Annotated in this window: 12 protein-coding genes and 4 pseudogenes; 6 read left to right on the forward strand and 10 right to left on the reverse strand. The window is 59.8% G+C overall.

Going from position 1 to position 13,860, the window contains the following annotated elements; translation table 11 throughout:
* Positions 1–22: 22 nt before the first annotated feature.
* Positions 23–829, reverse strand: coding sequence for a hypothetical protein (locus tag NVV72_18715; GenBank protein MCR6661250.1), 807 nt, complete (start codon positions 827–829; stop codon positions 23–25).
* A 130-nt stretch (positions 830–959) separates the two neighbouring features.
* Here NVV72_18715 and trmFO point away from each other — a divergent pair.
* Together trmFO and NVV72_18725 are read left to right on the forward strand one after the other, a co-directional pair.
* Positions 960–2,359, forward strand: a pseudogene (gene trmFO, locus NVV72_18720) (methylenetetrahydrofolate--tRNA-(uracil(54)-C(5))-methyltransferase (FADH(2)-oxidizing) TrmFO).
* A gap of 68 nt (positions 2,360–2,427) precedes the next feature.
* A pseudogene (locus tag NVV72_18725) lies at positions 2,428–3,139 on the forward strand (DUF1353 domain-containing protein).
* On the opposite strand, the gene NVV72_18730 reads toward NVV72_18725, so the two are convergent.
* From NVV72_18730 to NVV72_18755, 6 genes and pseudogenes are all read right to left on the reverse strand, one after another.
* Entirely contained in the window at positions 3,136–3,804 is a 669-nt protein-coding gene (locus tag NVV72_18730) for a squalene/phytoene synthase family protein (GenBank protein MCR6661251.1), read from the reverse strand. The pseudogene NVV72_18725 and the gene NVV72_18730 sit on opposite strands and share 4 nt — an antisense overlap.
* A 6-nt stretch (positions 3,805–3,810) precedes the next feature.
* A complete protein-coding gene (locus NVV72_18735; protein ID MCR6661252.1) occupies positions 3,811–4,452 on the reverse strand; it encodes a hypothetical protein in 642 nt (213 codons plus the stop codon).
* Positions 4,453–4,548: 96 nt separating this feature from the next.
* Positions 4,549–5,522, reverse strand: a pseudogene (gene secF, locus NVV72_18740) (protein translocase subunit SecF).
* Positions 5,523–5,534: 12 nt separating this feature from the next.
* On the reverse strand, positions 5,535–7,127 hold the full coding sequence (secD, locus tag NVV72_18745) for a protein translocase subunit SecD (protein ID MCR6661253.1): 1,593 nt from the start codon (positions 7,125–7,127) through the stop codon (positions 5,535–5,537).
* Between the two features lie 33 nt (positions 7,128–7,160).
* Positions 7,161–7,508: a preprotein translocase subunit YajC gene (gene yajC, locus NVV72_18750; GenBank protein ID MCR6661254.1), complete on the reverse strand. Its 348-nt coding sequence runs from the start codon at positions 7,506–7,508 to the stop codon at positions 7,161–7,163.
* 152 nt (positions 7,509–7,660) lie between these two features.
* A complete protein-coding gene (locus NVV72_18755; GenBank protein MCR6661255.1) occupies positions 7,661–8,860 on the reverse strand; it encodes a M23 family metallopeptidase in 1,200 nt (399 codons plus the stop codon).
* 326 nt (positions 8,861–9,186) lie between these two features.
* Here NVV72_18755 and NVV72_18760 point away from each other — a divergent pair, with 326 nt between their 5' ends.
* From NVV72_18760 to NVV72_18775, 4 genes are read left to right on the forward strand one after another with little or no spacing between them, the layout of a single operon-like run.
* Positions 9,187–9,369 (forward strand): hypothetical protein, encoded by a 183-nt coding sequence (locus NVV72_18760; protein ID MCR6661256.1) that lies wholly within the window; start codon positions 9,187–9,189, stop codon positions 9,367–9,369.
* An 18-nt stretch (positions 9,370–9,387) separates the two neighbouring features.
* Entirely contained in the window at positions 9,388–9,792 is a 405-nt protein-coding gene (locus tag NVV72_18765; GenBank protein MCR6661257.1) for a hypothetical protein, read from the forward strand.
* Between the two features lie 3 nt (positions 9,793–9,795).
* Positions 9,796–10,317 carry an RNA polymerase sigma factor gene (locus NVV72_18770; GenBank protein MCR6661258.1) on the forward strand — a complete coding sequence of 174 codons (522 nt, stop codon included), beginning with the start codon at positions 9,796–9,798 and terminating at the stop codon, positions 10,315–10,317.
* Positions 10,318–10,330: 13 nt separating this feature from the next.
* Entirely contained in the window at positions 10,331–10,615 is a 285-nt protein-coding gene (locus NVV72_18775) for a hypothetical protein (GenBank protein ID MCR6661259.1), read from the forward strand.
* Here the strand turns inward: NVV72_18775 and NVV72_18780 are convergent.
* From NVV72_18780 to serS, 3 genes and pseudogenes are all read right to left on the reverse strand, one after another.
* Entirely contained in the window at positions 10,612–11,253 is a 642-nt protein-coding gene (locus tag NVV72_18780) for a protein-L-isoaspartate(D-aspartate) O-methyltransferase (protein MCR6661260.1), read from the reverse strand. The genes NVV72_18775 and NVV72_18780 overlap by 4 nt on opposite strands.
* Positions 11,250–12,040 (reverse strand): annotated as a pseudogene (gene surE, locus NVV72_18785) (5'/3'-nucleotidase SurE). Before surE ends, NVV72_18780 begins: the two are co-directional and overlap by 4 nt.
* A gap of 226 nt (positions 12,041–12,266) precedes the next feature.
* Positions 12,267–13,778, reverse strand: a complete 1,512-nt coding sequence (serS, locus tag NVV72_18790) for a serine--tRNA ligase (GenBank protein MCR6661261.1) — start codon at positions 13,776–13,778, stop codon at positions 12,267–12,269.
* Positions 13,779–13,860: the final 82 nt, after the last annotated feature.

Below are 13,860 nucleotides of genomic sequence, written 5' to 3' on the forward strand. Positions count from 1 at the left end.
CGTCCGCACGTTTGCGAACAGCCTATTTAGACCTGATCGCCATGATCTGCCTATAGGCGGAGGCCAAAAATCCGACAATGAGCGGGAAAAGTCCGAAAATACTTAATGCAAGCAAGGCACTGTGAAGCCATATAAAAGCGCTGCCATGACCAAACTGGCGCACGGCCAGTCCGCAGGCCAGGGCAAAAGGCAGTATGATTGCCATCAATCCTGTAAACAGCCTGCCGACATTGCCGGTACTCAGCCCCAGGGCATTCAGGGCCACCAGCTTGCGGCCGCCGATATTGGCGGCGGGCATAAGGACAAATTTAAGCGCCACGAAGACCAGAAACAGGACCGCGGCAGCGATATAGACGATAAACATATAGTCGGCGCCTGAGTGACGGCGCCAGATGGCGCAGACCGCCGCCATCGAACTCTCATACCCGGCCGCGAGGCCCGACAGACTGAGCGCAATGGCGAATACTAGGAAAATCGCCCCGGCAATCAGCAGGACAAAGGCGCCAGCAATCAGCGCGGCCAGAAGCAGGCGCAGTTCCGGGCGACCGATCTGCACACCGCCAAAGCCCAGCCCCTCCGCCCTGGCCTCCTTGCCAAACAAGGCGATGCGATAGAGCGCCCCTTGCGAAACAAGCTTCAGGAGCAGTACGCAGAAAATCAGAATGAACGGCGCCAGCCTCAGCGGCAATTGCTGCCCGGACAGCAGCCACGGCCCGCCGGCCAGAACCGCGAACAGCAGGACAAGCACCAGCCACACGCCTGCCCATGCCTGCGGCAGGAAGGCCACAGCCGCCTTCAGGGCCTTCATCACTGAAAAATCCGCACGCATCTTACCCCCGCCATGGCCTTGCCACCTCATTTCAGGCCATTCGTGATTTAGAAACAAATCCATTCGCTTTAAAAGCTTATTTCGTTAATACCGTCGCATTTCCCGTTCGCCCTTGCTATAGCGCCACACCATGACAACTTCTCCTTCTCCCGTTCACGTTATCGGCGGCGGTCTCGCCGGTTCCGAAGCCTGCTGGCAGCTTATTTCCGCCGGTGTCCCGGTCATCCTGCATGAAATGCGCGGCGGCACACGCGACGGCCAGCCAATCACCACCAATGCCCACCAGACCGATGGCCTGGCCGAACTGGTCTGTTCCAATTCCTTCCGTTCCGATGACTGGCAGTTCAATGCCGTGGGTCTGCTGCATGAGGAAATGCGCCGCGCCGGTTCGCTGATCCTGGCCAGTGCCGACAAGCACCAGGTGCCCGCCGGCGGTGCGCTGGCCATGGATCGCGATAACTTCTCAAATGCCGTCACTGAAACGCTGAGCAATCACCCTCTGGTGACAATCGTGCGCGAGGAAGTGGCCACCCTGGCCGACAAGGACTGGGAAAACGTGGTGGTCGCTACCGGCCCCCTCACCTCCGAGGCCCTGTCGCAATATGTACTGGATGTGTCCGGCGAAGGGCAACTGAGCTTCTTTGATGCCATCGCGCCGATCATCCATTACGATTCTATCGACATGTCGAAGGCGTGGAAGCAATCGCGCTACGACAAGGAAGGCCCCGGCGGCGACGCGGCGGCCTATATCAACTGCCCGATGGACAAGGACCAGTACGAAGCCTTTATCGATGCCCTGCTGACCGGGCCGAAAGCCGATTTCAAGGACTGGGAGCATGTGCCCTATTTCGACGGCTGCCTGCCGATCGAGGTGATGGCCGAGCGCGGCCGCGAGACCCTGCGCTATGGCCCGATGAAGCCGGTGGGGCTTACCAACCCGCATAACCCGACCGTCAAGGCTCATGCGATCATTCAATTGAGGCAGGATAATGCCTTGGGAACATTGTACAATATGGTCGGTTTTCAGACCAAACTGAAGCATGGTGCCCAGGCCGATGTCTTCCGCATGATTCCCGGTCTGGAAAACGCCCAGTTTGCGCGACTGGGTGGCCTGCACCGCAATACCTTTATCCAGTCGCCGAAAATCCTTGACCGCGAACTGCGCCTCAAATCGCACCCGGCCACCCGTTTTGCCGGCCAGATCACCGGCGTGGAAGGCTATGTCGAAAGCGCCGCCATCGGCCTTCTGGCCGGACGTTTCGCCGCTGCACAGGCTTTGGGCCGCGAACTACCCGCACCGCCGGAAACTACGGCGCTCGGCGCCCTGCTCAACCACATTACAATAGGTCACCTAGAAGGTGGTTCCTTTCAACCCATGAACATCAACTATGGCCTGCTTCCCCAACTGGAAGCGCCAAAGGTTGATGAGAATGGCCAAAAAATCCCCTTAAAGGAACGCGGCCGCGCCAAAAACGCCTGATGTCCCTGCGCGCCTTGCAGGATTTGCAGGACTGGCTAAATATCGCCTGAATTTTCGGCTAACTGCCGAAGATCATGGGGAAATCATTCAGGTCGTTATTGTGCGTTTGTTGAAGTACATGTCTTTGGCTGCCTTGCTGGCGGTCGCCGGTTGCGCCACGGAAAAGACGACCGAAACGGTCTATATACCGGTCGTAGCGCCGGTCACGCCCAGTTCGCTCACGCCTCTGCCGATTATGCTGTTCAACCAGACCAAGCAGGGCCGCAAACTCTTCACACTGAACGCCGAGTTCCCCTATTGCGATCCCGGCACCGGGATGGTGATCGTGGTGCCCAAATGGTATGTCACCGATTTCGCCTCCGTGCCGTGGTATGGCCAGAGCGTGATCGATCCGCAGGGCCCCACCGCCCGCGCCGCCATCATCCATGACTGGCTCTATACCATCGGCGAACCCGGCAAGCGCGATGTGGCCGATGGCATCTTCTACCGCGCCATGATCAAGTACGGCGTACCGGAATACCAGGCGCGTATCGCCTATAACGCCGTCCATATTGGCGGTCAGGCGGGTTATGGACTAGCCGGGGACTGGCAGTTTACCGATCCGGCGCATCAGGATGTGAAACAGCTACCCCCCCTTCGCCAAGCCGCGAACCGGCGCTGTGCGCATCATGCCGAAATGCCAGGGCTTCAACGAACTGATCCAGTCGGGCTGGCGCGCCTATCCGGAAAAGCCGGTCAGTATTGCCGTGCCGCCCCCCGTGGTCGTGACCGAAAAGCCGCTGGATGATGTGCTGAAAAAGCTGCCCTGGGGCAAGAAAAAGACAGACTAGATCCGGCCAGTCACGAACGCCCCAAACAACCGAAGGCGCTTGGCGAGCGGCCCCGGCGTTTGCCCATGCCAGTAACGGGATGCCAGAGACGCCGGCAGGGCCAGCGGCATGAGCGCAGTTGGCAGACCTTTGGCTGCACGGCTGGCTTCGCGCTTCAGGTGCGCCAGTTCCCTATTGCCGGCATCGCTGAGGCCACGGCTCGCCTTGATCTGCGCCATACCGTAGAGGCGCGCAATCTCTGTCAGGTCGGCGGTTTCGCCCAGCACCCGCGCGGACAGGCGCAGCAGGTTACCCTCACCGCGGTCAACCACACCCAGCGCCTCTTTGATTGCCATCGGCCCCTTACCAAGCAAGGGCATCTGGCCTTCGATCAGGTCGTAAAATGTCACCGGCGCCAAACTGTAGCGCTCGACCATTGCCTTGATGGCTTCGGTCAGCGGATGGTAGCGGACCGGCCGGCCCTGCTCGATTGCTTCGATGGCCTCATACCACCAGCGCAGGCGGATTTCGCCCATCAGAGGATCGGTGGTCCGCTCCGGAATCTCACGCAGGGTTTCGAGGAACGCAAACAGGGCCAGCACTTCGGCACGCTTGTCCACGTCTGGGATAAAGGCGCAGGCAAGACGAACGTCCTCGGACTTCGGTAGCAATTCTGAGGACGTCACTTAAACCTATCCGAAAATCGTTTGATACATCGCCATGCTCGCCAGCATGGGCAAAGACAGCAGCGTATTGATGCGGCTGAACATCATGGCCTTTTTCGCGGCGGCGGCCTTCTGTTCCGGCGTGAAGCCTTCGCGGAGACCGAGCGCGATCTTCTGCGCCGGCCAGATCATGTGCCAGACATTGAAAAACATGATCAGGCCGAGCCACATGCCGACCCCGATAAAGATGAACTGGGCATTGCCCTTGTCGAAGCCGAACACATAGCCCGCCGGCCCCAGGCTGGCGAAACCGAAGCTCAAAGCCTGGACGATGTAACCGCGCAGCCAGGCCAACGCCAGGCCGAACACCACGGTGAACAGGGCGGCATAACGGAACCAGAACAGGGCTTCCGGCGCGATATATTTGCTGACCGCCGGTTTCAGGTCAGCCGGTATATCCGGCATGACGCGGATTTGCACAAAGTTGAAATAATAAAGCAAGCCGATCCACAGGACGCCGCTCAGCACATGCGCCCAGCGCAAGCTTGCCGTCAGGAAAATGACATCGAACCCACCCGGCGAATGAATGCCAAAGCCGACCATGACCAAAACCGCCAGCAACAGGCTGACGATCATCACATTGCGAAGATTACTAAGAAAACCAGCCATGATACGCCCCTGCTCATGAGTGAATGGATTCGCAGCATAGGCGAACTCGGCCCGTAAAGCAAAACGGCCTCCGATCTGGAGGCCGTTTCATTTATATCAGGGCATTTGCTTCGGTTTTTTGCCGTCCTTAAAGCCACCCAGATCCACGACTTCCGCGTCCGGATCATTGCGGTTGACACCCCAGATCAAGATGATCGGCAGGGCGACATAGATCGACGAATAGGTGCCGATCAGGATGCCGAAGACCATGGCAAAGACCAGTGGGAACAGGGCCGGACCGCCGAGGAACAGCATACCGGCCAGGGCCAGGACCGCGGTCGAACCGGTGATGATGGTCCGTGACAGACGCTCGTTTTCGGAGAGGTTGATGATATCAGCCAGCGGGGTCTTCTTGAACTTGCGCAGGTTTTCGCGCAGCCGGTCGAAGGTAATGACCTTTTCGTTCATCGAATAGCCGATAACGGTCAGGAGCGCCGCGATCGAGGTCATGGTGAATTCGATTTGCAGGAAGGCCATCATACCGACTGTCAGGGCCACGTCATGCAGCACGGCAATCACTGCGCCGGAGCCGAATTGCAGGCCGGAGGGGAAGCGAATCCAGATATAGACCAGCATCAGCAGCAGCGCGGCGCCCAGCGCCAGGAAGCCGGAACGCAGCAGTTCGGACGATACCTTGGGGCCGACCACTTCTGTACGCTTGAAGGTGATGCCCGGCACGGCGGCGGCGAGCTTGGATTTCACCGCCTCGACACCGTCATTATTCTGTTGCTGCTCGCTCAGCTTGAACTTGATGATGACGTCACGGGGGCTGCCGAACGCTTGAACCGAGGCATCTTCCGCGCCGAACGTGGTCATGCGCGCCCGCAGGTCGCCCAGATTGGCGGCGGCGGCGTCTCGACTTCCAGCACATTACCGCCGGCGAAATCGGTGCCGAGGTTAAGCCCCTGGGTGAACAGCACGACGACCGTCGCAATGATGGCGAGACCGGAGATGATGGCAGCGACCGGCGCATACTTCGTGAAGCGGAAGTGGAACTCGGTCGGCAGGTTTTTGATAAGTGGCCAATGCATGGGCTTGGAACCTTAAATCGGAAGTTTCTTGGGCTTGGTGGCGCGATACCACCAGCCGAGCAGGACCTGGCTGACCAGGATGGCCGAGAAGACGGAGGTGAAGACGCCGATCATCAGCGTCCAGGCGAAACCACGCACCGGGCCGGCGCCGAAGACGAACATGATCAGGGCCGAGATCAGCGAGGTGATATTGGCGTCCAGGATCGACACCAGGGCGCGCGAGAAGCCGACATCGAGCGCGGCGATCGGTTTATGGCCGCTACGCTCTTCGTCACGGATGCGCTCATAGATCAGCACGTTGGCGTCAACCGCCACCGCGAGCGACAGGATCAGGCCGGCGACACCCGGCAGGGTCAGGGTGGCCTGGAAGACGGTCATCGAGGCGATGATCAGCACCAGGTTGACCAGAAGGGCGGCAATGGAGACGCCGCCGAAAACGAAGCCATAGGCCAGGAACATGAAGACGACGATGGTGATGAAGGCGATGATGGTCGAGACCATGCCGGCATGGACCGCATCCGCGCCCAGTTCGGCGCCGACGGTGCGCTGGCTCTCAAAGTTCAGCTTGGCCGGCAGGGCGCCGCTCTTCAGGATATTCACGATTTCCGAGGCTTCCTCATGACTGAAACCACCGGTAATCTGGCCGGTGCCGCCCGTGATGGCGCCCTGGATGGTCGGTGCGGAAACGATATGGCCGTCGAGAATGATGGCGAAACGCTTGCCGATATTGCGTGAGGTGGCGTCACCGAAAGCCTTGGCACCCTCACCGTTGAAGGCGAAATCGATGGCAGGACGCTGATACTGATCGACACCGACATTGGCGCGCGTCAGGCTGCCACCGGTGACCAGAATAGCCTTGCGCACGACAAGCGGACGACCGGTCTGATCCTCAGGCAGGGCCTCTGACCCCGGCGGGATGCGGCCAGCGGCCAGATCGGCCGGGCTGACGGTTTCATCGACCATCTGGAAGGTCAGCTTGGCGGTGCGTCCGATAACGCGCTTTAGCTGCTCCGGATCGCTTTCACCCGGCGCTTCGATGACGATGCGGTTGATGCCCTGGCGGCTGATCGAAGGTTCCTTAGTGCCGAGGCTATCGATCCGCTTGCGGATAACTTCGATGGAGGTTTCCACCGCGCCGGCCGAGGTCGAGCGAATGCCTTCCTGGGTCAGGGTCAGGGCGATCGTCTGGTCATTGCCGCGCTGGACATTGATGTCCTTGACGGAGGCGTTGTTCGGCAGCGGCGTGGCCAGGCGAATGAGGGTCGAATAGGCGTCATTCAGAGCCGCCGGATCGGTGATGCGGACGGTGACCGTCGTGCCCGAAGCCACCAGATTCGTAAAAGCTATCGACTTTTCATTCAGGCGCGCCCTCACCTCTTCGGTGACGCTGCTGATCTTGGTCTTCACCAGATCGTCCGTATCGACTTCCATCAGGAGGTAGGAGCCGCCCTGCAGATCGAGCCCGAGATTCAGAATCTGGGTCGGCATGAAGCCTTTTACCTGATCCCGCACACTGGCCGGGAGGAAATTGGGCAGGGAAAACAGAATGCCCAGAAGGGTAGCGGCGATAACCAGCCCTACCTTCCAGCGTGATAGATTGATCATGATCGGGATGCTCGGTCTTTAAACTGTAACGGCTTAATTCTTGGCGTCGTTGGCCGGGGCGGGTTCGCCCTTGACGCGGACCTCGGTGATCATCGCCTTGACCACGCGCACATTCACGCCGGTGGCGATTTCAACCATGATTTCGGCGTCCTCGATGCGGGTCACCTTGCCGATCAGGCCGGACGACATTACGACCGTGTCATTGCGCTTGAGCGCGGCCAGCATGGCCTTGTGCTTCTTGGCCTGCTGGCTTTGCGGGCGGATCATGAAGAAATACATGGCGCCGAAAAGGATCAGCATCATCGGCAGCATGGTGATCAGGTCACCGCCAGGGGTGGCGGCAGCGCCGGCGGCCTGGGCAAAGGCGGGTGTTGCGAACACGAACGTCTCCTAATATTGATTTTTTACACGCGCTACAGGCGGGGCAAAAATGGGTTCGCCATACATAGGCACAACCCGAAAAAGGTCAATGACATATTTGCCACGACCTCTTTACGGGCGGAAAAGCCTGATAGCTTTGACTTTGAAAGCGGTTAGGGCAGAACAAGGGCGGGATCGATCGGACGGGCGATGTCGGTCGATGGCGTATAGCGGATTTCAAAGTGCAGTTGCGGCTTGTCGATGGTGCCGGTCTGGCCGACCGTGCCGATCACCTGCCCCTTGCTGACCCGTTCGTTGTTCTTCACCTTCATGGTCTGGAGGTGGGAATAGCCCGTGTACCAGCCGTTATCGTGCTTGATATAGATGGTGTTACCCAGTTCCTTGACCTGGTCGCCTTCGTAGACAACCGTGCCATCCGCCGCCGCCTTTACTTCGGTGCCTGAGCTGGCGCCGATATTGATGCCGTCATTGCGAATGTTCGGCCCCAGTTGACCGAAGGGCACCAATACATGCCCCTTCACCGGCCAGATAAACTTGCCTTTGCCCATCTGGGCAATCTGCGCATTGGCCGGGAAGCCGGCCACCGGCGGCACGGGTTTGGCGACAACGGGCTTTGCGGCCGCCACCGTCGGCGCGGCCACGGTGGGCTTGGTTACGACCGTTGTCGTGGTCGTGGTTGTCGTCGTTTTGGCGGGCTCAGAAACAACGGGCTTCGCCGGCGGCGGTGTCGTCACAACCGGTTTCGCCGGTTCCGCCGCCGCCAGCACCGTCTTGACCTTGGTCATAGTGGGGCCATTGGCATGGTCTTCCACGCCCTTATCGACCGCGGAAGCCGGCAGCAGGATCTTCTGGCCAACACGCAGGGCGGAATCGACCGTCAGGCCATTCAGCGCATACAGGCTCTTCACCGGCACGGCGAACCGGCGCGAAATACCGAACAAGGTGTCCTTCGGCTGCATCACATAGATATAGGCGGCGCCGGCCGGCTGAGTTGCCGCCGCCGGAGCCACCGGCTTCGTCACTTCCACGGGCGGGGGCGGAGGCGGCGAAGGTGTCAGGGGCGCAAGTTCCGCCGCCTGGACGCTGCCGGAGGGCGAAGGCGTCGTGACAGGTGGCGGCGCCTCTTCCACCGGCGCCGGCTGGATCGTCGCTGTCGGTTCGGCCGGCCGGTCCTGCATATAGATGGGATATTTCGGCTGCGGCATCCCTGCGCTCGTACATGCCTGCAACGTGGCACCAGCCAGCACGATCAGGGATAACCGGACCACCGCGTGGCGCAGACGGCCATCTGAATTCAGGTTTTGCAGGATCATGACGGGCTCCGGATCGACGAACAGGCAGATTTTGGCCAAAACTACTCTATGCAAACTTATGGCTAACGATTCGTTAAGTCATTCTGAAAAATCCCTTAACAAATCAACGTGACTGCCCGGCCGGACAACTTGGTTAAAATGCCCCGATCCGGTGTGTTGCTTTGCAAATCAAAGCCGCTTCCATTAGCCTCGATCCTGGCCTGCTGGCGGAGAGTTTACGCCACGGATTGCAACTCCGTGCAGCCCCGTTCAATTCGGGGGCAGGCCTCCACTCCCCCTTTTGAAAAATCTTTCAGCGGCCCGCATCCAATCTGGCATCCAGCGGACATCAAGTCTCAGATACATGATCTTACGGAGAGACGGAGATGTTCGTAACCTTTTTCGATCACTACTGGTGGCTGCTTTTTCCCCTGGCCTTCGCTGTATTCGGCGTGATGCGCGCGATCCTGAAGGACGATGAAAGCCGCCGCATCCTGTCGCTGATCCGCAGCTATACCGACCAGGGCAAGGAACCACCCGCCGAACTGCTCGCGCTGCTGAAGCGCTGATTACAAGGAAACCGAGCCATGACCGCAACAGACCTTTTCAACAGCTACTGGTGGCTGATCTTCCCGATTTTCGGCATGGGCATGGGGCTTGTCGCCATGCTGGGCCATTTCCGTCACCGCAGCGAAACGCTCAAACTGATCAAGACCTATGCCGACCAGGGCAAGGAACCGCCCGCCGCCCTCCTGGAAGCCCTGCGCAGCGATGAAGACCGCGCCTATAACTGCCGGGGGAGGCAACGCAGCCACTGGAGTCAGGTTGTCGTGTTCGGCGCCCTTGCCGCCGCCTTCGGTTATTTCGGCTATTACGGCGAAGGCGGGTCGATTTTCATTTCGCTGGCCATAGGTTTCGGCATCGCCACCGCCGCCCTGCTGGTCATTTCCATTATCCGGGCGCTGACGGGCGCATCACTGCCAAAGGGATAAGGCATGGATGACCCGCTGATCCGGCGGGCCAGAGAAGGCTCAAGCGATGCCTTCTCACGGCTGGTGGCAGACCATCAACAGGCGGTGCGCGCCTTCGTGCGCCGCCTGTGCGCCCTGCCGGACGATGCCGACGACTTGGCGCAGGAAGCCTTTGTCACGGCCTGGGCCAGTCTGCATAAGCTGCGCGATGGCGTGTCGTTTCGCACCTTTGTCTGTGGCATTGCCTATCGCAAGGCGCTGAATGACCGCCGCCGCTTCAACCGCTCCGGCGCCCGCAACACCGAATGGTTCGGCCTGCAAGAACAATCACGAGCCTCAACCGTTGATTCAAAACTGACTGTGCAGGCGGCGCTTGCCAGTCTGCCACTCGACCAGCGCGCCGCCATATCGCTCTGCGTCGCCGCGGATTACAGCCATGCCGAGGCCGCCGAGATTTTGAGGCTTCCGCTCGGCACGATTAAGTCGCATATTCTCAAGGGAAGGGCCAAACTCAACGCCCTTCTGGGTGTACCGGATGACAACTGATCCTTTAAAAGCAATGTTGACGGCTGACGAAGCGCCCGCCCCGCCGGCGCGCGACCTCAGCTTTGTCATCGCCGTCATGAAGCGCGTCGAACAGCGCCGCCTCTACCGTAACCTGGCCTGGCTGGTGCTCGGCACGGTCGCCGTTACAGCGCTCCTGTTCCTGATCATGCCGTACCTGACGCCGGCCCTTACCGCGGTCGGCCAATCCATCTGGCCACTCGTCATCACCCTGACGGTCGCCGGCTTTTCGCTGGTCGGTTTTGAATCCACGCGCCGGGCATTGGGCCTGCGCTTCTAGCTTTCCCTGGCCACACCGGCGATCAGCGGCACGAACCGCACCTCACCGAGATCTTCCGTCTCGTAGCCATCCGCCGTCTTGGTATAGCGCAGCAGGCGCTGGGTGGAGCCTCTACCTTGCGGCCCCACCATGATGCCCTTGGGCTTCAGTTGCGCCAGCAGGTGCGTCGGTTCTTCCGGCAAGGCGGCGGTGACGAGAATACGATCAAACGGTGCCTGTTCCGGCCACCCCTCCCAGCCATCACCGAAGCGATAGATGATATTTTCCAGCATCAGGCGCTTGTGGCGAATTTCCGCCTCGACCATCAGGGAGCGATAGCGTTCGATCGTATAGACATAGCGCGCGAGGCGGCTGAGCACGGCGGTCTGGTAACCGCTGCCGGTGCCGATTTCGAGCACGCGGTGACGGCCCTCAATCTTCAGCGCCTGGGTCATCAGGGCCACGATATAGGGCTGCGAAATCGTCTGTCCACAGTTGATCGGAATGGCGCTGTCTTCCCACGAGCGATCAAGGAACAGTTCCGGCACGAACAGGTCGCGCGGCGTATATTCCATGGCGTGCAGGACTTTTTTATCCGTAATGCCCTGTTCTTTCAAGGCGTTGAGCAGACGCTCCAGCCGGGTGGGTTCTTCGCTCATTGCGCTGTTTCCACCTTTTTGGGCGCCACGCCGCCGAGCGTCTTCTTCAGACGGTGCAGGGTCTCGTTATGCGTCAGGTCAAGATGCAAAGGCGTCACCGAAATACGCTTTTCGGCGATCGCCTTGAGATCGGTGCCGTCAATCAATGATTGCTCGTAATTATGGAAATCGATCCAGTAATAATCCCGGCCGCGCGGATCGATGCGGCGGACGGCGTGCATTTCATGCAGGTTGCGGATGCCCTGGCGCGTCACCTCTACGCCGGCGACATCATCGGCGGCGCAATCCGGAAAGTTGATGTTCATGATGACATCAGAGGGCCAGCCCTGCCCGATCAGATTGCTGACCACGGGCGCGCCATAGACCTGCGCCGTCTGCCACTGGGCTTCGATATCTAGGTCGAAATCCAAGCACTGCGACAGAGCGATGGAGGGGATGCCGAGCGACATGCCCTGCAAGGCGCCGGCCACCGTACCGGAAAGGGTGACATCCTGCGCCAGATTGAAGCCGCGATTGACACCGGAAAGCACCAGATCAGGGGAGAGTCCATCAGGTCGCTGACGGCGATCTGCACGCAGTCGGTCGGTGTGCCGCCGGCGGCAAAGCGGCGCTCGCCCAGGCGGCGGACGCGGACCGGGTCATGCAGCGATACGCCTCTGCCCTTGCCGGATTGTTCCAGCACCGGCGCACACACCCAGACATCATCGCTGAGCGCCGCGGCGATATCGTAAAGCACCTTCAGCCCGAAGGCGTCGATACCGTCATCATTGGTGAGCAGGATACGCATGGGGCTTTTGTACGGCGATTTCAGAGGCCGGGGCAAGCGGTACGGCGGCTTTTTTTGAGGGGTTTTGCCCCCTCCGTCAGCGACACCAGCCCTTCGGGCTTCGCGCTGCCACCTCCCCCGCTTCGCCAAGAGGCTCGCAAGGGAGGAGAACAAAAACCCTCCTCCCCTGCAAAGCGGGGGAGGTGTCGAGCAAGCGTAGCGCGTCGAGACGGAGGGGGCCTCTTACTTACCCTATATGCGTCAGGCCGCCCATATAGGGCTGGAGTGCCGACGGAATAGCGATGCGGCCGCCCTCGTCCTGATAGTTTTCCATGATGGCGACCAGGGTGCGGCCAACCGCCAGGCCGGAGCCATTGAGCGTATGGACAAAGCGGGTGCCCTTTTCGCCGGCCTTGCGGGTGCGGGCGTCCATGCGGCGCGCCTGGAAATCCCCGCAGTTCGAGCAGGACGAGATTTCGCGGTATGTGTTCTGCGACGGCAGCCACACTTCGAGATCGTAGGTCTTCTTCGCGCCAAAGCCCATATCGCCGGTACAGAGCAGCATGGTGCGGAACGACAGGTCGAGCTTTTTGAGGATGGTTTCGGCGCAATTGGTCATGCGGTCGTGTTCGGCAGCGGATTGTTCCGGCGTGGTAATCGACACCAGTTCGACCTTCTGGAACTGGTGCTGGCGGATCATGCCCTTGGTATCGCGGCCGGCCGATCCGGCCTCGGCACGAAAACAGTTGGTCAGAGCCGTAAGGCGCAGCGGCAGCTCTTCCTCGGCGGTGATGGCTTCGCGCACGAGGTTGGTCAGCGTGACTTCAGCGGTCGGGATAAGCCCCCACTGCTTTGTGAACGCACCTGCCTTTTTTAGCTCATTCAACTCAAAATTATATTGATTAACGTCTTCTTGAATCACTTCCGCCAGACGCCGATTGTATTCGGCTTCAGCTTCTTCAGTATCGCCATACTGAGACATAACTTTAGAAGCTATTTCAGTAGCTTGCCTTCCTCTTTTAGAGCCTAGCTCCCTAGCCATCTCCCCAAATTTTTCATTGTAAGCATCGCTATCAAATGAATGAATGAAGAATAAATCATTCTCAAACTTAGGCAATTGGCCAGTGCCATACAAAGCTAACGGTTTTACCAATACCGGCGGATTGACTTCGGTATAGCCGTGCTCCGTCGTCTGCACATCAAGCATAAACTGGCCAATAGCGCGTTCCAGACGCGCCAGTTGACCCTTCAGAACCACAAAGCGCGAGCCTGACATCTTGGCCGCGGCTTCAAAGTCCATCATTTTAAGCGCTTCACCCAGATCGGCATGATCCTTGGCCGGGAAGCTGAGAATGTTCGGTGCGCCATGCTTGCGCACCTCGACATTGCTATGCTCGTCGGCGCCTTCCGGCACGTCCTCGAACGGGATATTCGGCAGCGAAGCCAGCAGGTTGCGCAGTTCCTCGCCCTTGAGGCGTTCGGTTTCCTGAGTCGTCTCGATCGTGCTCTTCAACTCGGCGACCTCGGCCATCAGGGCCTGCGCCTTGGCTTCGTCCTTCTGGGCCTTGGCCATGCCGATCTGCTTGGAGGCGTCATTGCGGCGGCTTTGCGCCGCCTGGAAAGCGGTCTGGGCGGCGCGCAGATCGGCATCCAGCGCCAGCAGGGCATCGACATCCGACTGCGCGGTTTCGCGACCGCGCCGTGACCAGCCCTGAACAAAGGCTTGAGGATTTTCGCGGATCGCCTTGATATCGTGCATGTTAGAAGCCTTGACGTGAAAGCGGGGAATGGCCCCCTCCGGCGCGACAGGCGCGCCACCTCCCCCGCTTCGCCAAGCGGCT

This window comes from Asticcacaulis sp. (assembly GCA_024707255.1).
Lineage (GTDB): Bacteria > Pseudomonadota > Alphaproteobacteria > Caulobacterales > Caulobacteraceae > Asticcacaulis.

Coding starts and splice junctions, on each gene's coding strand:
- serS (MCR6661261.1), bottom strand. CDS start 13,778: ATGCACGATATCAAGGCGATCCGCGAAAATCCTCAAGCCTTTGTTCAG.
- NVV72_18765 (MCR6661257.1), top strand. CDS start 9,388: ATGACCGCAACAGACCTTTTCAACAGCTACTGGTGGCTGATCTTCCCG.
- NVV72_18760 (MCR6661256.1), top strand. CDS start 9,187: ATGTTCGTAACCTTTTTCGATCACTACTGGTGGCTGCTTTTTCCCCTG.
- NVV72_18780 (MCR6661260.1), bottom strand. CDS start 11,253: ATGAGCGAAGAACCCACCCGGCTGGAGCGTCTGCTCAACGCCTTGAAA.
- NVV72_18715 (MCR6661250.1), bottom strand. CDS start 829: ATGCGTGCGGATTTTTCAGTGATGAAGGCCCTGAAGGCGGCTGTGGCC.
- NVV72_18770 (MCR6661258.1), top strand. CDS start 9,796: ATGGATGACCCGCTGATCCGGCGGGCCAGAGAAGGCTCAAGCGATGCC.
- NVV72_18775 (MCR6661259.1), top strand. CDS start 10,331: ATGTTGACGGCTGACGAAGCGCCCGCCCCGCCGGCGCGCGACCTCAGC.
- secD (MCR6661253.1), bottom strand. CDS start 7,127: ATGATCAATCTATCACGCTGGAAGGTAGGGCTGGTTATCGCCGCTACC.
- NVV72_18735 (MCR6661252.1), bottom strand. CDS start 4,452: ATGGCTGGTTTTCTTAGTAATCTTCGCAATGTGATGATCGTCAGCCTG.